Raw genomic sequence first — 19,276 nt, forward strand, 5'->3', positions numbered from 1 at the left:
CTCTTTACTCGCTTCGCTCGCCCTTCGGGCCCGCCTGCGGCTGTTACTTCGCTGCGCTACGTTTGCTCGCGCGAAAGAGAAAGTGACCAAAGAGAAAGCGCGCCCGGCATACGGGTTTCGCTTCGCTCAACTTCCCTCGCTCCGGCACTGTTCCGAGGGTCGTCACGGTGGGCCATCCCTGGCCTAGGCGGCCCCGCCCATCGTTCCTCGTTTGGCATCCATGCCAAACGCCCCTCTCCACAGCACCTCCACTCGGCCTCCTGACGGGATCGGGGATCGCGTCGTCTGGGCGATTTGTGCAATCAACAGCGAAAGAGCTCGAACGTGCCCACGCTGGAACGTAGTCACGATCACAAACCAGCACCGCCCACGCGAAGCGTGGGCGGTGCTGGTTTGTGCTTTTGCTAACCCTGTGCAAGACGGACAGACGACGCCAATCGCCCCTTCAGGAGGCCGAACGCAATCGTTGCGGAAGGGGTTGAGCGCCATGGATGCCGCGAGAGCCGCGATGGGCCAGGGATGGCCCTTCGTCGGGGGGCCGCCCAGGTCGGGCCCTGGAGCAATGATGGAATGAGGGAACCCGCCGCAGGCGGGGCGGATGGCGGGGCAAGCCTTTTTGGTTACTTTTTTGGCGACTGCAAAAAGTGACTCGCCGTAAGGGCGAAACCATTAATCACGCACAACGCAAAGACGGCGGGTACATACACATCTCCTATAACCCATAGGCCACAAACGCAAAAAGGCCAGTCTCGCGACTGGCCTTTGGCTTTCGATTACCCGCGCAGCGTTTAGGCCACCGCCTCCACCCTGCTCTTCTGCGCCTGATACTCCTTCGCCGCATCGTGGAAGGCCTGCAGCAGCGCGTTGTAGTCCGCCTTCTCCCAATAACGGTATTCCGGGTGCCACTGCACGCCGACAGCGAAGGCCTTGGCACCAATCACGCTGACCGCCTCGATCTGTCCGTCCTCGGCCACGGCTTCAACCTGCAAGCCTTCGCCGAGGCGGTCGATGCCCTGGCCGTGCAGCGAGTTGACCTTGATCGCGCGCTCACCCAGCAGTGTGTGCAGCAGGCCACCCTCGGTCAGGGTCACATTGTGCATGGGGCCGTAGGCCACATCGTCCGGCACGCCCTTGCGCTCGCGGTGGTCGAGGCGGTCCGCCACTTCGTGGACCTCGCGGTGCAGGGTGCCGCCGTACAGCACGTTCATTTCCTGCACGCCGCGGCAGATGCCGAGAAAGGGTATGCCGCGCTCGATGCAGGCGCGCATCAGGCGCAACACGGTGGCGTCGCGCGGCTTGTCGGCCAGGCCCAGGCCGTCGTGGCTGTCGCCGTAGAAGCTGGGGTGAATGTTGGACAGCGAGCCGCCGAACATGATGCCGCTGACGCTATCGAGCACGGTGTCCATGTCCAGCTCGTCGGCGAAGGCCGGGATCATCAGCGGGAAGGCGCCGTAGCCGGTCACCGACTGGATGTACTTTTCGCCCACCAGGTGGAACCAGCCGATATCACGGTCGGTCAGCTGCCAGCGGCACAGGGGTAGGCCAATCAGGGGTTTTGTCATAGGGAGTCCTCTTCATAATGGTTTGAAGTGGGCTGCCCTTGGGAGAGCGGGCTTGCCGGTCAGGCTAACCCTGAACCCGCTCACCCAAGGGGTGCCGTAACCGGCCAGGCCGGACACTGCACCAACGCCGCGCCCGCGCGGCTGGTTTGTTGCGTAAAACTGTTGCTGCTTGATGGGTATCGCTGCGCTCAACCCATCCTACCGAAACTGAAAAAAGGGGGCTGATCCTGCGACCAGCCCCCTTGGGTGTTACGACAGGTTGTTGAAAAACGTAGCCGAGGCAGCCGAGACAAGGCAGAAACAGGCGAGAAAGCGGAGTTTACTGGTGTAAATGAGCATTTCGAGCCTGTTTCTAACGCCCCTCTCTTTTATTAGAAGGGGGCAACGTAGGTAGTTTTACAACGGCCTGTTAGCCATTACTCGGGAAGGCGAACTGCGCCGCCTCATGCGAGGCGCGCTGCGGCCAGCGCTGGGTGATGGCCTTCTTGCGAGTGTAGAAGCGCACGCCATCCGGGCCGTAGGCATGCAGGTCGCCGAACAGCGAGCGCTTCCAGCCACCGAAGCTGTGGTAGCTGACCGGCACCGGCAGCGGCACGTTGACGCCGACCATGCCGACTTCGATCTCGTCGCAGAACAGCCGCGCCGACTCGCCGTCGCGGGTGAAGATGCAGGTGCCGTTGCCGTATTCGTGGTCGTTGATCAGCTGCATGGCGTCTTCCAGGCTGTTGACCCGAACGATGCACAGCACCGGACCGAAGATCTCGTCGCTGTAGATGGTCATTTCCGGGGTGACCCTGTCGAACAGGGTGCCGCCGAGGAAGTAGCCGTTCTCGTTGCCGCTGACACTCAGGCCACGGCCGTCGACCACCAGCTCGGCACCGGCGGCGACGCCGGCGTCGATGTAGCCGGCAACCTTGTCCTTGGCGGCAGCGGTGACCAGCGGCCCCATGTCCAGGCCGCAGGAGGTGCCGGCGCCGATCTTCAGTTCGTGAATCTGCGGGGTGATCTTCTGTACCAGGGCATCGGCGATCTGGTCGCCGACGCACACGGCCACCGAGATGGCCATGCAGCGCTCGCCGCAGGAACCGTAGGCCGCGCCCATCAGTGCGCTGACGGCGTTGTCCAGGTCGGCGTCGGGCATCAGCACCGCGTGGTTCTTCGCCCCGCCCAGGGCCTGCACGCGCTTGCCGCGCTTGGTGCCTTCGCTGTAGATGTACTCGGCGATCGGGGTCGAGCCGACGAAGCTCAGGGCCTTGACCTCGGGGGCTGCGATCAGCGCATCGACCGCTTCCTTGTCGCCGTGCACCACGCTCATCACGCCTTTCGGCAGGCCGGCTTCGAGCAGCAGGCCGGCGATGTACAGGGTCGAGCTGGGGTCACGCTCGGACGGCTTGAGGATGAAGCAGTTGCCGCAGACGATGGCCAGCGGGTACATCCACAGCGGCACCATGGCCGGGAAGTTGAACGGGGTGATGCCGGCGACCACGCCGATCGGCTGCAGGTCGCTCCAGGCGTCGATATTGGGGCCGACGTTGCGGCTGTATTCGCCCTTGAGAATCTGCGGCGCGCCACAGGCGAACTCGACGTTTTCGATGCCGCGCTTGAGTTCGCCGGTCGCGTCCTCGAGGGTCTTGCCGTGCTCTTCGCTGATCAGCTTGGCGATGGCGCCTTCGTGCTCTTCGAGCAGCTGCTTGAAGCGGAACATCACCTGCGCGCGCTTGGCCGGCGGGGTCTTGCGCCAGTCCGGGAACGCGGCCTTGGCGGCGTCGATGGCCTGCTGCATGGTGGCGCGGTCGGCCAGGGCAACCTGGTGGATCACCTCGCCGGTGGACGGGTTGAATACGTCGGCGGTGCGGCCGGTGCCGGCAACGCGTTCGCCGTTGATCAGGTGCGGGATATGGCTCATGCGGTGTTCCTCTATAGCTAATCTGTTTTTGTAGGAGCGGGCGGGACGCCCAGTCCCATGCCCGTGATTCGCTGGGTTTCGCGGGCATGGCCCGCTCCTACAGCGGTTGTGATTGTTTCAGTCCAGGCGGTTCAGGGCCTCGCCGACGGCATTGAACACGCGGTCGAGGTCCTCCATCTTGGCGTTGAAGGTTGGGCCGAATTGCAGGGTGTCGCCACCGAAGCGCACGTAGAAACCAGCCTTCCACAGGGCCATGCCGGCCTCGAACGGGCGGATCACCGGGTCGCCGTCACGCGGCGCGATCTGGATCGCGCCGGCCAGGCCGCAGTTGCGGATGTCGACGACGTGCTTGCTGCCTTTGAGGCCATGCAAGGCGTTGGCGAACTTGGGCGCCAGCTCGGCAGACTGCTGCACCAGGTTTTCGCGCTTGAGCAGCTCCAGCGAAGCCAGGCCGGCGGCGCAGGCCACCGGGTGCGAAGAATAGGTATAACCGTGGGTGAACTCGACCATGTGCTCGGGCGTGGCCTGCTGCATGAAGGTCTGGTAGATCTCGCTGCTGGCGATCACCGCGCCCAGCGGTATGGCGCCGTTGGTGATCTGCTTGGCGGCGTTGATGATGTCCGGGGTGACGCCGAAGTACTCGGAACCGCTCCACTTGCCCATGCGGCCGAAGGCGGTGATCACCTCGTCGAAGATCAGCAGGATATTGTGCTGGGTGCAGATCTCGCGCAGGCGCTGCAGGTAGCCCACCGGCGGCACGATCACGCCGGCCGAACCGGACATCGGCTCGACGATCACCGCGGCGATGTTCGAGGCATCGTGCAGTTCGATCAGTTTCAGCAGCTCGTTGGCCAGCTCGACGCCGCCGGTCGCGGCCATGCCGTTGGTGTAGGCCAGGTGCGGCTGCAGGGTGTGCGGCAGGTGGTCGACATCCATGAACTGGCCGTACATCTTGCGGTTGCCACCGATGCCGCCGAGGCTGGTGCCGGCGATGTTGACGCCGTGGTAGCCGCGGGCGCGGCCGATGAACTTGGTCTTGGCCGGCTGACCCTTGAGGCGCCAGTAAGCCTTGGCCATCTTCACCGAGGTGTCGGCGCACTCGGAGCCGGAGCTGGTGAAGAACACATGGTCCAGACCTGCCGGCATCAAGTCAGCGATCTGCTCGGCCAGCTGGAAAGACAAGGGATGGCCGTACTGGAAGCCCGGCGAGTAGTCGAGGGTGCCGAGCTGCCTGGCCACCGCCTCCTGGATTTCCTTGCGTGAGTGACCGGCACCGCAGGTCCACAGGCCGGACAGGCTGTCGTAGATCTTGCGGCCCTGATCGTCGGTCAGCCAGCTGCCTTCGGCGGCGACGATCAGGCGAGGGTCGCGCTGGAAGTTGCGGTTGGCGGTAAACGGCATCCAGTGGGCATCCAGCTTGAGCTGGCTGGCCAGTGACGGGGTGGCGGTCTGCGGCATGTTCATGGCGGCCTCGCAAGGAAAGTGGAAGCGACTGGGTATCTGTTGATCGACTGTGGAAACGATAAAAACCAATCTGTTGCCAGACAAGGTGCCACGGGCATACATTCGGTAAAACCACACTCTTCTTATCTTTAGTTAAGCGATGGCTAAACAATGAGCACACGCCGCCCCGATCCCCTGGCCCAGGTCAGCGACTTCGATATCCGCCTGCTCAAGCTGTTTCGCAGCGTGGCGGAATGCGGCGGCTTTTCCGCCGCCGAGAGCGTACTGGGCATCGGCCGCTCGGCCATCAGCCAGCAGATGAGCGACCTCGAACAGCGCCTCGGCCTGCGCCTGTGCCAGCGCGGGCGTGCGGGTTTTGCCCTGACCGAGGAAGGCCGCGAGGTGTACCGCTCGACCCAGCAACTGCTGGCCGCGCTGGAGAGCTTTCGCACCGAGGTCAACGGCCTGCATCAACACCTGCGCGGCGAGCTGAATATCGGCCTGACCGACAACCTGGTGACGGTGCCGCACATGCGCATCACCAACGCCCTGGCCCGGCTCAAGGAACGCGGCCCAGAGGTGCGCATCCATATCCGCATGACCCCGCCGAGCGAGGTCGAGCAAGGCGTGCTCGACGGCCGCCTGCACATCGGCGTGGTGCCCCAGGCCGGCGCACTGTCCGGGCTCGACTACCAGGCGCTGTACGACGAGCGCTCGCTGCTCTACTGCGCGGTCGGTCATCCGCTGTTCTATGTCGACGACCAGCAACTTGAGGATCAGCGGCTGAATGCCCAGGACGCCATCGCGCCGACCTTCCGCCTGCCGCCCGACGTGCAGAGCCACTATCAGGTACTCAACTGCACCGCCAGCGCCTCGGACCGCGAGGGCATGGCCTTCCTGATTCTCACCGGGCGCTATATCGGCTACCTGCCCGACCACTACGCCGCGGCCTGGGTGCAGCAGGGCCGCCTGCGCGCCCTCAAGGCCGACTCGCGCTTTTATGACGTCAGCCTGGCCGCCGTTACCCGCAAGGGTCGCCGGCCGCACCTGGTGCTGGAGAGCTTTCTCGAGGCGCTGGAAGCCTGCAGCTGAGCGGCGTCGCCGTAGGGCCGTGACGTTCGGGTCGTAGGGCGCGCGCGGGCGGCGCTCCATTGCGGGCGTAGCGACAAGCCCGCCAGTTTTTGTGTCGCGCCGACAAACCATCGGTGCACTGCCTGCGGCGAGTGACACCCTACGGAGCACGGGCTGCTTCAGATCTGGCGACTCCCTCGGATCGTAGGGCGGCCGGGGCGCCGTCCGCTCGCAGCGTAGCGACAGCCCGCCAGCTTTTGTGTCGCGCCGACAAACCATCGGTGCACTGCCTGCGGCGAGTGACACCCTACGGATCGCGGCATTTACCGGATCAGGCGCTGATCCGTGAGATAGGGCGCCTCGGCAAGCCCGACACACCAGGTAACCACCGGGCGGGCGCAGCTGGCGCGCGGGGCGGTCTGCTAACTATGCTCGATACCCATGCGCTGTCACCCCGGAGGATGCCATGCCCAGTCGTCGTCACGTCATTCAGCGCGGGGCCGCCCTGCTCAGTCTTATTGTCGCCGCGCCCTGGCTGGCGCATAGCGCCTTCGCCCTGGCCCCCGGGCAGTTGCTGCAGCGGCAGATTCCCGGCAGTGACGAACGCCTGCCGGTAATCGGCCTGGGCACCTCACGCACCTTCGATGTCCGCCTCGACGATGCCAGCCTCAAACCCCTGGAGGCGGTGATGCGCACCTTTATCAACGGCGGCGGCCGGCTGATCGACACCGCGCCCAGCTACGGCAACGCCGAGGCGGTCAGCGGCGAACTGCTCAGGCGGACCAATACCCAGGACAAGGCGTTTCTCGCGACCAAGGTCTCCGCCACCGGCCGCGAGCGCGGCCTGGCCCAGGTCGCTGCCAGCCTGCGTGCCCTGCAAACCGACACGCTCGATTTGCTGCAGGTGCACAACCTGCAAGACACGCGCAGCCAACTGGCCCTGCTGCGCGAACTGAAGGAACAGGGCAAGGTGCGCTACATCGGCATCACCCATTACCGCGAGTCGGCCCACGCCGACCTGCTCGCGGTGCTGGCGAAGGAGCCGCTGGATTTCGTCCAGTTCAATTATTCGGTGGCCGAGCGCAACGCCGAGAAGCGCCTGCTGCCCTACTGCGCCGACCGCGGTATCGCCACCCTGATCAACCGCCCGTTCCAGCGCGGCCAATTGTTCAACCGGGTCGAGGGCAAGCCGCTGCCGGAGTGGGCGATCGAGGTCGACGCCACTTCCTGGGCGCAGTTGCTGCTCAAGTTCATCCTCGCCAACCCGGCGGTGACCGTGGTGATCCCGGCCACCTCCAAGGCGCGCTATATGGCCGACAACCTGCTGGCCGGCCATGGTCGCCTGCCGGATGCGGCGCTGCGCGAGCGGATTATTCGCGCGTTCGGCTGAAGCTCGACCGATGCTCTTGTAGGAGCGGGCCATGCCGGCGAAGCGCTTGCCTGAGAGACCTTCGCGGGCATGGAACTGGGCGTCCCCCGCGCCTACCAGACAGTTTTCGGCCGTGCCTTGGCGGCCCGCCTTAGAAGGGAACGGCCATGACCCCAACCCAGCGCCTGGCCAGGGCGATCAATGCCAAACCGGCCGAACTGTTCGCCGCGCTGGCTGGCTTCGGCCTGTTCTTCTGCCTGTTCAGCGGCTATTTCATGCTGCGCCCGGTCCGCGAGGCGATGGGCATTCGCGGCGGAGTGGAGAACCTGCAATGGCTGTTCAGCGCCACGTTCCTGGTCATGCTGGGCGCCGTGCCGCTGTTCGCCTGGCTCAATTCGCGGGTGCCGCGGGCACGCTATATCGACTGGGTGTACGGCTTCTTCATCGTCAACCTGCTCGGCTTCGCCGCGCTGTTCCGGCAGGCCGGCGACGATATCGGGGTGGCGCGGCTGTTCTACGTGTGGATCTCGGTCTACAACCTGTTCGTGGTCTCGGTGGCCTGGAGCCTGATGGCCGATGTCTTCGATGCGGCCCAGGCCAAGCGCCTGTTCGCCTTTATCGCCGCCGGCGCCAGTTGCGGCGGCCTGGCCGGGCCGGCGCTCAGCGCCCTGCTGGTCGGTGCCATCGGCCAGAGCGGCCTGATCGCCTGCGCCGCGCTGCTGCTCGGCGGCGCCGTGCTGGCCAAGCACTACCTGATGGCCTGGCGCGCCCAGGGTGGTGCCGGTCGCCCCGGCGCCCCACCCAGCGAGCACCCACGCGAGCCGGTGACCGGCAACCCGTTCAGCGGCATGACCCGGGTGCTGGCCTCGCCCTACCTGCTGGGCGTCAGCGCTTTCGTCATCCTCCTGGCGACGGCGAGCACCTTCCTCTACTTCGAGCAGGCACGCCTGGTGTCGCTGACCTTCCCGGAGCGCAACCAGCAGATCCGCGTGTTCGGCCTGATCGACTTCAGCGTGCAGGCGCTGTCGCTGCTGGCCCAGCTGTTCATCACCGGGCGGGTGGCGGAGAAGTTCGGCCTGCGCGCGCTGCTGGCCGGGGTGCCGTTGCTGGTCTGCCTGGGCTTTCTCGGCCTGGCCCTGGCACCGACCTTCGCCATGCTCGCGGCACTGATGATCGTGCGTCGGGTCGGCGAGTACGCCTTCGTCCGCCCCGGCCGGGAAATGCTCTTCGCCCCCCTCGATGCGCAGGCCAAGTACAAGGCCAAGAACTTCATCGACACCGTGGTCTACCGTGGTGGCGATGCCGTCAGCGCCTGGGCCAAGGCGCTGCTCGACCTGCTCAGCCAGGGCGTATTGCTCGCCGCCCTGGTCGGCGCCGCCTTGGCTGCCGCGTGGGGCGCGCTCGGCTGGTACCTGGGCGGGCGCCAGGAACCGGCCAAGCCGCAGGCGACCCCCGAGCCGCGTGACTGATATCCCCCGTAGCAGGCCATGTTCTGGCGCAAGATCTGCGGCAGCCACCCAGACCGGGCTAGCGGAGCACGGCAGCAGCACGGAAAACCCCTCGCCCCGTCCGCACATTGCGTGTGCATAGCCTGGATTGGGTCGCATCCGCGGGGTTTTTCTGCGCCTTGCGCTTGTCACCTCGGCGACAGTGGGTTATCAGTGCAGTCGTCTGAAAACCTGACCACCGTGGAACCGCCCCATGACCGTAGCAGTCCCTGCGCACAGCACCCATGCCGCCGGCAGACCGGCCGGGCGCATCCGCCAGAAGAACGAAGAAGCCATCCTTGCCGCCGCCGAGGAAGAGTTCGCCCGTCATGGCTTCAAAGGCACCAGCATGAACACCATCGCGCAGACCGTCGGCCTGCCGAAAGCCAACCTGCACTACTACTTCAGCAACAAGCTGGGCCTCTACCTGGCGGTGCTGGGCAACATCCTCGATCTCTGGGACAGCACCTTCAACACCCTGACCGTCGACGACGATCCGGCCGAGGCCCTGGCCCGCTATATCCGCGCCAAGCTGGAGTTCTCGCGGCGCCAGCCCAAGGCCTCGCGAATCTTCGCCATGGAGGTGATCAGCGGCGGCGAATGCCTGTCGGCGTTCTTCAACCAGGATTACCAGAGCTGGTTCCGCGGCCGCGCCGCGGTTTTCGAGGCCTGGATCGCTGCCGGCAAGATGGACCCGGTCGACCCGGTGCACCTGATCTTCCTGCTGTGGGGCAGCACCCAGCATTACGCCGACTTCGCCTCGCAGATCTGCCGGGTCACCGGCCGCACGCGCCTGACCAAGCAGGATTTCGACGTAGCCAGCGACAACCTGGTGCGCATCATCCTCAAGGGCTGCGGCCTGACCCCACCGACTGCCTGAGCCCATGCCCTTCACCCTGCTAGCCCCTTGCGATTACCGCGAGGAGATCCGCAAGAGCCGCTTCCTCGCCCTCGCCGCGCCGGTGGCCAGTGCCGCCGAGGCCCAGGCATTTATCGAGCGCGCCAGCGACCCCGCCGCCAGCCACAACTGCTGGGCCTGGAAGGTCGGCCAGCAATACCGATTCAGCGACGACGGCGAACCCGGCGGCACCGCCGGCCGGCCGATCCTCGCCGCCATTGAGGGCCAGGACTGCGACCGCGTGGCGGTGCTGGTGATCCGCTGGTACGGCGGCATCCAGCTCGGCACCGGCGGTTTGGCCCGCGCCTATGGCGGCAGCGCCAACAAGTGCCTGCAGGGCGGCCAACGCGCCGAGCTGGTGGCGCGCAGCCGCTGCGCCTGCCACTGCGGTTTCGCCGAGCTGGCGTTGCTCAAGGCGCGCCTGAGTGAGCTGGATGCCGTCCTGGACAGCGAGACCTTCGATGCCAGCGGCGCCGAACTGCAGCTGGCAGTGCCCGAAGCGCGTTTCGCCGAGCTACAGCGGCTGCTAGCCGATATCAGTCGTGGACGGAGCACGCTGCAGCGGCTGTAGGCGATTGCGCCAAGACTTATCGACTGGTATCAAGCAACCGACCCCACCCGCAACCCCCTGGAGCAAGCCCATGACCTCGACTCGAACTGCCCTGATCATCGGCGCCTCCCGTGGCCTCGGCCTCGGCCTGGTCAAGCAGCTGCACGCCGATGGCTGGCAGGTCATCGCCACGGTGCGCGACCAGCAACGCGCCGAAGCATTGCAGGCCGTGCCTGGCGTGCGCATCGAGACGCTGGACATCGACGACGGCGCCGCCCTGGAGACCTTGGCCGGACGCCTGCAGGGCGTGGTTTTCGACCTCGTGCTGATCAATGCCGGCATCCTCGGCCCGGCGCACCAGTCGACTGGCGCGGCCACGTCCGCCGAACTGGGTCAGCTGTTCATGACCAACGCCGTCGCGCCGATTCGCCTGGCCGAACGCCTGATCGAGCAGATCCGCCCGGCTAGCGGTGTGCTGGCATTCATGAGTTCGGTACTCGGCAGCGTGGCCAATCCAGAGGGCGCCGAGCTGGCGCTGTACAAGGCGAGCAAGGCCGCCCTCAACTCGCTGACCAACAGCCTGGTCTGCAGCCTGGCCGAACCGCGCCCGACGGTACTATCGCTGCACCCGGGCTGGGTCAAGACCGAGATGGGCGGCGCCGGCGCCAGCCTGGACATAGCCACCAGCTGCCTCGGCCTGGTGACGCAGATCGAGCGACATGCCGGACGCGGCGGCCATCATTTCGTCGACTACCAGGGCCAAAGCATTCCCTGGTGAGCCCCGCCGCCGGTTGATCCTGACCGCCAGGGCAGGTATCTTCAGCGGCACGCCATTCGGCGCACCTGGATCAGCAGACAGGGTCAACACTGAGCTGGCTAACCTGAACTTACCCTCAGAGGAGCCTGCCCATGGCAGCTACCCGTATCTGGATCAAGAACCCCCTGGCCGTCTTCACCGCCAACCAGCTCGACGCCGCCGGCGGCCTGGTGATCGACAACGGCCTGATCAGCGAACTGCTCGGCGCCGGCCAGCAGCCCTCACGCCCCTGCGATCAGGTGTTCGACGCCCGCGAACATGTGCTGCTGCCGGGGCTGATCAACACCCATCATCACTTCTACCAGACCCTCACCCGCGCCTGGGCGCCGGTGGTCAACCAGCCGCTGTTCCCCTGGCTGCAGACCCTCTACCCGGTATGGGCGCGGTTGACCCCGCAAAAGCTCGCCCTGGCCAGCAAGGTGGCGTTGGCCGAACTGCTGTTGTCCGGTTGCAGCACCGCCGCGGATCACCACTACCTGTTTCCGGCCGGCCTGGAGCAGGCCATCGACGTGCAGGTCGAGGTGGTGCGCGAGCTGGGCATGCGCGCCATGCTCACCCGCGGTTCGATGAGCCTGGGCGAGGCCGACGGCGGCCTGCCGCCGCAGCAGACGGTGCAGCAGGGCGAGGTGATCCTGGCCGACAGCCAGCGCCTGATTCGCCAGTACCATGAGCGCGCGGCGGGGGCGCAGATCCAGATCGCCCTGGCGCCCTGCTCGCCGTTCTCGGTGACGCCGGAGATCATGCGCCAGAGCGCCGAGCTGGCCGAACAACTGGACGTGCGCCTGCACACCCACCTGGCCGAGACCCTGGATGAGGAGGACTTCTGCCTGCAGCGCTTCGGCCTGCGCACCGTCGACTACCTGGACAGCGTCGGCTGGCTCGGCCCGCGTACCTGGCTGGCCCACGGCATCCACTTCAACCCGGACGAGATCGCCCGCCTCGGCGCCGCCGGCACTGGCATCAGCCACTGCCCCAGCTCGAACATGCGCCTGGCCTCGGGCATCTGCCCGACCCTCGACCTGCAGGCGGCCGGCGCACCGATCGGCCTGGGCGTCGACGGCTCGGCCTCCAACGACGCCTCCAATATGATCCTCGAGGCGCGCCAGGCCCTGTACCTGCAACGCCTGCGCTACGGCGCCGAGCAGATCACCCCGCAGCTGGTGTTGGGCTGGGCCACGCAAGGCTCGGCGCGCCTGCTCGGGCGCACGGACATCGGCGAACTGGCGGTCAGCAAGCAGGCCGACCTGGCGCTGTTCAAACTCGACGAGCTGCGTTTCTCCGGCAGTCACGACCCGCTCTCGGCCCTGCTGCTGTGCGGCGCCGACCGCGCCGACCGGATGATGATCGGCGGCCAGTGGCGGGTGATCGACGGCCAGATCGAAGGCCTGGACCTGGCGCAATTGATCGCCGATCACCGTCAGGCGGCCAGGGAATTGATTGGCGGATAGGCGTTAGCGCAGATCGCGATCCTACGCACTCAACCCATCCTACGAACCGGCGGGTTTCACCCGCCCTACGCGGCTAAACTCAACCCCGACCACGCCCAATAGCGAGACCTCATCATGTACGACTGGCTCAACGCCCTGCCCAAGGCCGAACTGCACCTGCACCTGGAGGGTTCGCTGGAGCCCGAGCTGCTGTTCGCCCTGGCCGAGCGCAACAAGATCAAGCTGCCCTGGCACGATGTCGAGGCGCTGCGCGGCGCCTACGCCTTCAATAATCTGCAGGAATTTCTCGACCTCTATTACCAGGGCGCCGACGTGCTGCGTACCGAGCAGGACTTCTATGACCTGACCTGGGCCTACCTGCTCAAGTGCAAGGCGCAGAACGTCATCCACACCGAACCCTTCTTCGACCCGCAGACCCACACCGACCGCGGCATCCCCTTCGAGGTGGTGCTGCGCGGGATCAAGCAGGCGCTGGTCGATGGCGAGAAACAACTGGGCATCAGCCACGGCCTGATCCTCAGCTTCCTGCGTCACCTGTCCGAGGAACAGGCGTTCAATACCCTGGAGCAGGCCAGGCCATTTCGCGATGCCTTCATCGCCGTGGGTCTGGACAGCTCGGAAATGGGCCACCCGCCAAGCAAGTTCCAGCGGGTCTTCGACCGGGCGCGCAGCGAGGGCTATCTGACCGTCGCCCACGCCGGCGAGGAAGGCCCGCCCGAGTACATCTGGCAGGCGCTGGATCTGCTCAAGATCGAACGCATCGACCATGGCGTGCGTGCCCTCGAGGACGAGCGGCTGATGCAGCGGATCATCGACGAGCAGATCCCCCTGACCGTCTGCCCGCTGTCGAATATCAAGCTGCGGGTGTTCGACGACATGCGCCAGCACAACATCCTCGAAATGCTCGAGCGCGGGGTCAAGGTCACGGTCAACTCCGACGATCCGGCCTACTTCGGCGGCTACGTCAACGAGAACTTCGCCGCCCTGCACGACAGCCTGGGCATGACCGAGGCGCAGGCCCGGCGCCTGGCGCAGAACAGCCTGGAGGCGCGCTTGAGCTGAGCATATTGGAGTTTGCTCGACCGGCGCCGATACAGAAGGTGTATGTTGAACAGATGATCAGAAAAATAATGGCCAGATAATGGCCATCTCTGTTATCTATCTCACCTGACCTATTGCCGTCGTCGAGATTGCCGACCCGATGAAACAGCCCATGCTCACCTGTGCACGCACCCGTGCCCTGCTCTTTGCGGTGCTGGCCGGCTGCGCGCAGGTGGCCGCGGCGGCCGACGAAATCCAAATCGTCACCGAGGAACTGCCGCCCTACAACATGACCCAGGGCGGACAACTCACCGGCATGAGTACCGAAGTGGTGCGGGCCGTACTCGATGAAATCGGCCAGCAGGCGAGTATCCAGTCGATGCCCTGGGCACGCGCCTACGACATCGCGCTGAACGCGGAGAATGTGCTGATCTACTCGATCACCCGCACCGCTCAACGCGAACACCTGTTCAAGTGGGTCGGCGTGGTTGCGCCGATGCATTGGTACCTGTACGCGCGGCCCGAGAGCAACATCAGCCTCGACAACCTCGACCAGGCGCGCCAGTACCAGATCGCCACGGTCAAGGACGACGCCGGCGAGCAGTACCTGGAAGCCAAGGGGTTCACGGTCGGCAAGAACCTGCAGTCGAACAACAAGTACCAATACAACTATGAAAAATTCAAGCTCGGACGGGTCGATCTGTGGGTCTCCATCGAACTGAATGCCCTGTACCTGATCCGCCAGGCAGGCGAGGACCCAGCCACCATGGTGGTGCCCGTGCTCAGCCTGCCCGACCTCGGCGGTGGCGACGGCCTGAACATGGCCTTCAGCCTGCAGACCCCGGACGCCGTGGTCGAGCGCTTCCGCCAGGGCCTGCAAACCATCCGCCGCAACGGCACCTACGCCGCCATCGCCAGGAAGTGGCTGTAGCGTGTTTGGCCTGTCTGCCAGCGCGGCGCCCCACCCCCGGCCCGTGGGCTCGCTTGGCCGCCGGCTGGTGCTGGCGACCCTGGCATTTTGCCTGGTCTTCACCCTGATCACGGTCGCCGTACGCACCTGGTCGGCCTGGCATGCCAACCTGGCCGCGATGACCAGCGAACTGACCCTGATCGACCAGGTGTTCCAGCGCACGTTGGCCAAGGCGCTCTGGGAAGTCGATCGCGAATCCTTGCAGACCCAACTCGACAGCGTCGCCCAGGCGGCCCCGGTAGGCCGGGTGGAACTGCGCATTCTGCGCGCCGGGCGTCCGGCCGAAATACTCGAGAAGCAGCACAGCCTACGCTCGACCTCGGCCCTGGCGCCCACGCTGCAGCACATGCTGATCTACGCCCCCTACCCCGGTGCCAGCGAGACGGTCGGCGAACTGACCCTCGAAGGCGATGAGCAGCTGCTGTGGCAGCGCCTGCAAAGGGAAGTGGCCAGCATCGTCGTGACCCAGGTCATCCAGTCGCTGCTGCTGGCGGGGCTGATCATGTGGATGTTCAACCGTTCGGTCACCGTGCACGTGCAGCACATCGCCCGCCACCTGAACCAGCTGTCCCCCGCCAACCTCAGGCAGACTCTGCGCCTCGCCCGCCCAATGGCGCACCACGATGAACTGAGCCTGCTGGAGGTGGGCGTCAACGGCCTGCAAGACAAGCTGTCGACCTACCTCGAGCGGCAGCGCCAGGACGAAAACGACCTGGCGGTGCACCGCGACCACCTGGCCGAACTGGTCGAGGCGCGCACGGCCGAGCTGAGCACGGCCAATAGGCGTCTGGAGGAGCTGTCACGCAGCGACCCATTGACCGGGCTGGCCAACCGTCGGCATTTCGACGAACTCAAGGACATCGAGTTTCGCCGGGCCTTGCGCCTGGGCCATCCGCTGTCGGTGCTGATGTGCGATCTGGATTGCTTCAAGCTGTACAACGACACCTACGGCCACGCCCTCGGCGATCAATGCCTGCAAGCGGTGGCCAACACCCTGAACCGGGTGTTCGCCCGCGCCGGCGAACTGGCGGCGCGGATCGGCGGCGAAGAATTCGCCGTATTGCTGCCGGGCGCCGATGCGCTTGCCGCACGCACGGCCGCAGAGTGGCTGCGTCAGGAGCTGGCGGTGCTGGCGATCGAACACAGCAGCTCGCCGGTGTCCGCCTATGTGACGCTGAGCATCGGTGTCGCCCAGTTCGAGCCGGAGACGATGGATCATTTCGATTTGCTCATGCTGCGCGCCGACCAGGCCCTGTACCGGGCCAAGCATCTTGGCCGCGATCGAATCGCCGTTTGATAACCACACCGAGGCCCCTCATGAGATTGCGCCCAACCATCTGGTTCGCCCTGCTGCTGGTAACGACCTGCGCCAGCAGTCACGCCGACAGCATCAGGGCCGTCACCGAAGACACCGCCTACAGCTACCTGCAGGACGGCCGAGTCGCCGGCCCGGCGACTCGGGTGGTCGAGGCCATGCTGCAGCGCGCCGGACTCAACGACTACAGCCTGACCCTGTACCCCTGGGCACGCGCCTACGACATGGCGTTGCAGCAACCCAATGTGCTGATCTACCTGATCGCCCGCACGCCGGAGCGCGAGCCGCTATTCAAGTGGGTGGGCGAGATCATGCGCATCGACTACCACCTCTACAAGCTGCGCGAGCAGCCGGACGTGCAGGTGCACTCACTGGCAGACGCCAAGCACTTCAGCATCGGCGTATTGCGCGACGACGTGCGCCAGAAGTACCTGCAGGCCGAGGGTTTCACCAAGCTGGTGGTCGCCGCAGGCAACCGCGACAACTTCAGGCGCCTGCTCAATCGGCAGGTTCAGCTGGTGCCCATGCCGGAGCGCGACGCCATGCTCTTGAGCGCAGAGGCCGGGGTCGACTATGCCAGCCTGGAGCAGGTCTACACCCTGGACGCACTCAGCAGCGACCTCTATATGGCCTACAGCAATTCGACGGACGACGAGACACTCTCGCGCAGCCGCGCGGCGTTCGACGGCCTCAAGCGCGAAGGGCTGCTGACGCGGCTGATGGACGACAAAGCGGAGCATTAGCCGACGCATGAGAGCTTAATCGCCGAGGGGTAGCGCTGCGCTCAGACCTACGCGGCCGACATCCTCCAACACCGGCCCAGCCGCGATGATCGCCGGTCTGGGCGGCAAGCATCGCGGCCGCTAGGCGCACTCAGAAGCTGAAGTCGAGCTTGCTCCAGAGGATACGGCCCGGTTCGTTGACCGCTTGCGGGTCGTCCATGGAGAAGCCGAAACCGGCGTTGCCCGCCAGGTTCAGGTGCTCGCTGTAGTGGCGATCGAACAGGTTGTCGACCCCGGCGCTGAGCTTGACCTCAGGCGTCAACCGGTAAGCCGCGTTGAGCGAGAACAGGGCAAACCCGCTGCTGCTGCCGAAGTCCTTGCCGACCACGTTGCCCTTGCCCTCATCCACCCGATTCTGCGCGGCAACCACCCGCCACAGTGCAGCGGCACTCCAGTCGCTTTGCTCGTAGCCCAGGCCGAAGCGGGCTTCCAGCGGCGGGGTCTGCGCCAGCGGGCGGTCGTCCGAGCTGTTCTTGCCCCAGGCATAGGCCAGGCTGGCATCGGTTTTCCAGTTGCTGTCCAGGCGGTAACTGGCGCCCAGCTCACCGCCCATGATCCGTGCATCGATATTGCTGGCTTGCGAGCGGGTATGCCCCGGCATCACCCCGGGACCGTAGCTGAACAGGATGTAGTCACGCACCTGGCCGACGTAGGCCGACGCCCAGGCATCCAGCTTGGCGCGCCGGTAGTGCGCGCCGAAATCGAGCTGGGTGGTCTTCTCCGGGGCAAGGCTTTGCATCGGTTGGACAAACCCGACCGGGCCGGGGCTGGCGGAGAACAACTCCCAGTAATCGGGAAAGCGCTGGCTGTGACCAAGGCCGGCATAGACAGTCGCAGGCACGCCGGCGAGATCCTGCTCATAGCGCACAAAGCCGCTGGGCAGGGTATCGCTGCGGGTGTCGTCGGCCGTCGGGTTGGCCCGCAGGGTCATGCCGCTGCCCAGGGTCTGGCGGTAATCCTTGACCGAGGCGCGATCCAGCCGCGCCCCGGCAATCCAGCGCTGACGGCGGCTGACTGTCCAGCCGAGTTCGCCGAACAGGCCATAGTTGTGGAACACCGCGTCCTTGTCCCAGGCGAACTGGTCGTAGTCGGTATAGGTGCTGCTCATCATGTTGAAGCTGGACGCGCGCTTGCGGTGTTCGTTGCTTTGTCCGTCCACACCGGCCTTCAGCTCGACCTGCTGCCAGGTCCAGGTGCCGACCAGGCGTGCGCCCAGGGTGCGGCGATCGACGTTGCTGGCCATGGGATTGGCCATCATGCCGCTGCCCGAGGGGGTACGCAGGCTGAAGTTGTCCATCACGTGGTCGGCATAGTTGTAATACACCTGCCCTTCCAGCGCACTGAACAGCTCGCCGATGTTGTCCTTCCTGAAGCGCAGCCCCAGGCTCTCGCGCAGGAACTGACTGCCGTCCATACCCCGCCCGGCGTAGCGCGCCTGGCCATCGCCACGGCCGCCACTCAGCTCGATCAGGCTGTCGTCGTCCGGGGTCCAGCCGAGCAGCACATCGCTGTTCCACTTGGCCCAGCGCGACGGCACGGTAGCGCCGTTGCCATCCCGGTAGTCGTCGGCCTGGGCCTGGTTCGCCAGCACCCGCAGGTAACCCTGGCGGCTTCCGGCAGTGGCGTCGATACGGCGGTCGAAGCGGCCGTTGGAGCCGCCCAGGATGCTGCCATCGACGCGCCCGCCCAGCTCGTTGAAGGGCTCGGTGTCGCGCTCGAAGAGAATGGTCGCGGCCGAACCGCCCGGCCCCCAGAGCACGCTTTGCGGCCCCTTGATCACGGTTAGCTGGTCGAAGTTTTCCGGCGCCAGGTAGGCGGTCGGCGCATCCATGCGATTGGGGCAGGCACCGAGCATCTGCCCGCCGTCCATGAGGATGTTCAGACGCGAACCGAACATGCCACGAAACACTGGATCACCATTGGCGCCCCCGTTGCGAATGGCATTGAAGCCCGGAATGGTCTTCAGGTAGTCGGCACCATCGGCAGCCGGTACCGGCTGGCGCGGTTGCTTGGGGTCGGTTACCACGGTCAGCGGCGAGCGGTGACTGGCGCCGGTGATCACCAGCGGAGGCAGTTCGCTGACCGCGTCATCGGCCAGCGCCAGCGCCAGCGGGCTGCACAGCATGACAGCGCACAGCGGCGCCAGGCGAAATGGGGCAGACAGGCGCAAGGCGCCGGAAAAACGGGCACAGATAAGGACAGACATGATTTTTCCAAGATCGAGACAATCCAGCGCGCCGGCAACAACCGTCCTACAGCGGATGCTGGCGCGTGAGAGCAGCAAAAACGATCAGGAAAGCATGGGCGGCGCGCGACTGCGCGAACCGGGAAAGACCGGCGAAGCGGGAAACTGTTGCGAGCCACCAGGAGGGACAAAGGCCGTAGCGAATACCGCCGAGCCGAGCAGCAGCGCCGGACTGGCCAGCGCCGGGCTGCTGAACAACAGGGTGCAGTAGCCGCATTTGGCCCACAGCGGAGCATGCCCGCGATGCTGCTCAGCGCCCGCTACCTGACTGGCCGGGTGCTCGCTGCAACCCAGCCCGGCGTGCCCGGCCGCTGGTGCAGGCACCAGCCACTGCGACAACAGCGGGCCGACACAGAGCAACAGCATGGCCAG

The 19,276-nt window shown here is 65.8% G+C and carries 16 protein-coding genes; 11 read left to right on the plus strand and 5 right to left on the minus strand.

From position 1 onward, the window contains the following. Positions 1-788 precede the first annotated feature (788 nt). From PH586_RS16620 to PH586_RS16630, 3 genes are all read right to left on the minus strand, one after another. The gene (locus PH586_RS16620; protein ID WP_271348885.1) at positions 789-1,562 is read right to left on the minus strand and encodes a gamma-glutamyl-gamma-aminobutyrate hydrolase family protein; all 774 of its coding nucleotides are present in this window, start codon (positions 1,560-1,562) and stop codon (positions 789-791) included. A 409-nt stretch (positions 1,563-1,971) separates the two neighbouring features. Beyond that, the gene (locus PH586_RS16625) at positions 1,972-3,468 is read right to left on the minus strand and encodes a CoA-acylating methylmalonate-semialdehyde dehydrogenase (RefSeq protein ID WP_271348886.1); all 1,497 of its coding nucleotides are present in this window, start codon (positions 3,466-3,468) and stop codon (positions 1,972-1,974) included. A 117-nt stretch (positions 3,469-3,585) separates the two neighbouring features. After that, positions 3,586-4,932, minus strand: a complete 1,347-nt coding sequence (locus PH586_RS16630) for an aspartate aminotransferase family protein (RefSeq protein ID WP_271348887.1) — start codon at positions 4,930-4,932, stop codon at positions 3,586-3,588. A gap of 150 nt (positions 4,933-5,082) precedes the next feature. Between PH586_RS16630 and PH586_RS16635 the strand changes: the two genes are divergently transcribed. The 11 genes from PH586_RS16635 (at position 5,083) to PH586_RS16685 (ending at position 16,620) form a co-directional block, all read left to right on the plus strand. Further along, positions 5,083-6,003 (plus strand): LysR family transcriptional regulator, encoded by a 921-nt coding sequence (locus PH586_RS16635; RefSeq protein ID WP_271348888.1) that lies wholly within the window; start codon positions 5,083-5,085, stop codon positions 6,001-6,003. Between the two features lie 445 nt (positions 6,004-6,448). Next, on the plus strand, positions 6,449-7,372 hold the full coding sequence (locus PH586_RS16640; protein WP_271348889.1) for an aldo/keto reductase: 924 nt from the start codon (positions 6,449-6,451) through the stop codon (positions 7,370-7,372). Between the two features lie 146 nt (positions 7,373-7,518). After that, on the plus strand, positions 7,519-8,820 hold the full coding sequence (locus PH586_RS16645) for an NTP/NDP exchange transporter (RefSeq protein ID WP_271348890.1): 1,302 nt from the start codon (positions 7,519-7,521) through the stop codon (positions 8,818-8,820). A 232-nt stretch (positions 8,821-9,052) separates the two neighbouring features. Next, the gene (locus PH586_RS16650; protein ID WP_271348891.1) at positions 9,053-9,718 is read left to right on the plus strand and encodes a TetR/AcrR family transcriptional regulator; all 666 of its coding nucleotides are present in this window, start codon (positions 9,053-9,055) and stop codon (positions 9,716-9,718) included. A 4-nt stretch (positions 9,719-9,722) separates the two neighbouring features. Beyond that, entirely contained in the window at positions 9,723-10,307 is a 585-nt protein-coding gene (locus PH586_RS16655; protein ID WP_271348892.1) for an IMPACT family protein, read from the plus strand. Between the two features lie 70 nt (positions 10,308-10,377). Continuing rightward, positions 10,378-11,064, plus strand: coding sequence for an SDR family oxidoreductase (locus PH586_RS16660; protein ID WP_271348893.1), 687 nt, complete (start codon positions 10,378-10,380; stop codon positions 11,062-11,064). 131 nt (positions 11,065-11,195) lie between these two features. Then, positions 11,196-12,551: an 8-oxoguanine deaminase gene (locus PH586_RS16665; RefSeq protein WP_271348894.1), complete on the plus strand. Its 1,356-nt coding sequence runs from the start codon at positions 11,196-11,198 to the stop codon at positions 12,549-12,551. Between the two features lie 114 nt (positions 12,552-12,665). Beyond that, the gene (locus tag PH586_RS16670; RefSeq protein WP_271348895.1) at positions 12,666-13,613 is read left to right on the plus strand and encodes an adenosine deaminase; all 948 of its coding nucleotides are present in this window, start codon (positions 12,666-12,668) and stop codon (positions 13,611-13,613) included. Between the two features lie 151 nt (positions 13,614-13,764). Further along, entirely contained in the window at positions 13,765-14,523 is a 759-nt protein-coding gene (locus PH586_RS16675) for a substrate-binding periplasmic protein (RefSeq protein WP_271348896.1), read from the plus strand. Between the two features lies 1 nt (position 14,524). After that, the gene (locus PH586_RS16680) at positions 14,525-15,859 is read left to right on the plus strand and encodes a GGDEF domain-containing protein (protein ID WP_271348897.1); all 1,335 of its coding nucleotides are present in this window, start codon (positions 14,525-14,527) and stop codon (positions 15,857-15,859) included. A gap of 20 nt (positions 15,860-15,879) precedes the next feature. Continuing rightward, on the plus strand, positions 15,880-16,620 hold the full coding sequence (locus tag PH586_RS16685; protein ID WP_271348898.1) for a substrate-binding periplasmic protein: 741 nt from the start codon (positions 15,880-15,882) through the stop codon (positions 16,618-16,620). Between the two features lie 130 nt (positions 16,621-16,750). Here the strand turns inward: PH586_RS16685 and PH586_RS16690 are convergent, their stop codons facing one another. Beyond that, positions 16,751-18,865: a TonB-dependent copper receptor gene (locus PH586_RS16690; RefSeq protein WP_271348899.1), complete on the minus strand. Its 2,115-nt coding sequence runs from the start codon at positions 18,863-18,865 to the stop codon at positions 16,751-16,753. An 84-nt stretch (positions 18,866-18,949) separates the two neighbouring features. Further along, the gene (locus PH586_RS16695) at positions 18,950-19,270 is read right to left on the minus strand and encodes a DUF2946 domain-containing protein (protein WP_271348900.1); all 321 of its coding nucleotides are present in this window, start codon (positions 19,268-19,270) and stop codon (positions 18,950-18,952) included. Between the last annotated feature and the right edge of the window lie 6 nt (positions 19,271-19,276).

The sequence above is a fragment of the Pseudomonas aestuarii genome, from assembly GCF_027988105.1.
GTDB classification, from domain to species: domain Bacteria; phylum Pseudomonadota; class Gammaproteobacteria; order Pseudomonadales; family Pseudomonadaceae; genus Aquipseudomonas; species Aquipseudomonas aestuarii.

Excerpts from the sequence above, each read along its gene's own strand:
- PH586_RS16620 (WP_271348885.1), bottom strand. The coding sequence starts at position 1,562 with ATGACAAAACCCCTGATTGGCCTACCCCTGTGCCGCTGGCAGCTGACC.
- PH586_RS16625 (WP_271348886.1), bottom strand. The coding sequence starts at position 3,468 with ATGAGCCATATCCCGCACCTGATCAACGGCGAACGCGTTGCCGGCACC.
- PH586_RS16630 (WP_271348887.1), bottom strand. The coding sequence starts at position 4,932 with ATGAACATGCCGCAGACCGCCACCCCGTCACTGGCCAGCCAGCTCAAG.
- PH586_RS16635 (WP_271348888.1), top strand. The coding sequence starts at position 5,083 with ATGAGCACACGCCGCCCCGATCCCCTGGCCCAGGTCAGCGACTTCGAT.
- PH586_RS16640 (WP_271348889.1), top strand. The coding sequence starts at position 6,449 with ATGCCCAGTCGTCGTCACGTCATTCAGCGCGGGGCCGCCCTGCTCAGT.
- PH586_RS16645 (WP_271348890.1), top strand. The coding sequence starts at position 7,519 with ATGACCCCAACCCAGCGCCTGGCCAGGGCGATCAATGCCAAACCGGCC.
- PH586_RS16650 (WP_271348891.1), top strand. The coding sequence starts at position 9,053 with ATGACCGTAGCAGTCCCTGCGCACAGCACCCATGCCGCCGGCAGACCG.
- PH586_RS16655 (WP_271348892.1), top strand. The coding sequence starts at position 9,723 with ATGCCCTTCACCCTGCTAGCCCCTTGCGATTACCGCGAGGAGATCCGC.
- PH586_RS16660 (WP_271348893.1), top strand. The coding sequence starts at position 10,378 with ATGACCTCGACTCGAACTGCCCTGATCATCGGCGCCTCCCGTGGCCTC.
- PH586_RS16665 (WP_271348894.1), top strand. The coding sequence starts at position 11,196 with ATGGCAGCTACCCGTATCTGGATCAAGAACCCCCTGGCCGTCTTCACC.
- PH586_RS16670 (WP_271348895.1), top strand. The coding sequence starts at position 12,666 with ATGTACGACTGGCTCAACGCCCTGCCCAAGGCCGAACTGCACCTGCAC.
- PH586_RS16675 (WP_271348896.1), top strand. The coding sequence starts at position 13,765 with ATGCTCACCTGTGCACGCACCCGTGCCCTGCTCTTTGCGGTGCTGGCC.
- PH586_RS16685 (WP_271348898.1), top strand. The coding sequence starts at position 15,880 with ATGAGATTGCGCCCAACCATCTGGTTCGCCCTGCTGCTGGTAACGACC.
- PH586_RS16690 (WP_271348899.1), bottom strand. The coding sequence starts at position 18,865 with ATGTCTGTCCTTATCTGTGCCCGTTTTTCCGGCGCCTTGCGCCTGTCT.
- PH586_RS16695 (WP_271348900.1), bottom strand. The coding sequence starts at position 19,270 with ATGCTGTTGCTCTGTGTCGGCCCGCTGTTGTCGCAGTGGCTGGTGCCT.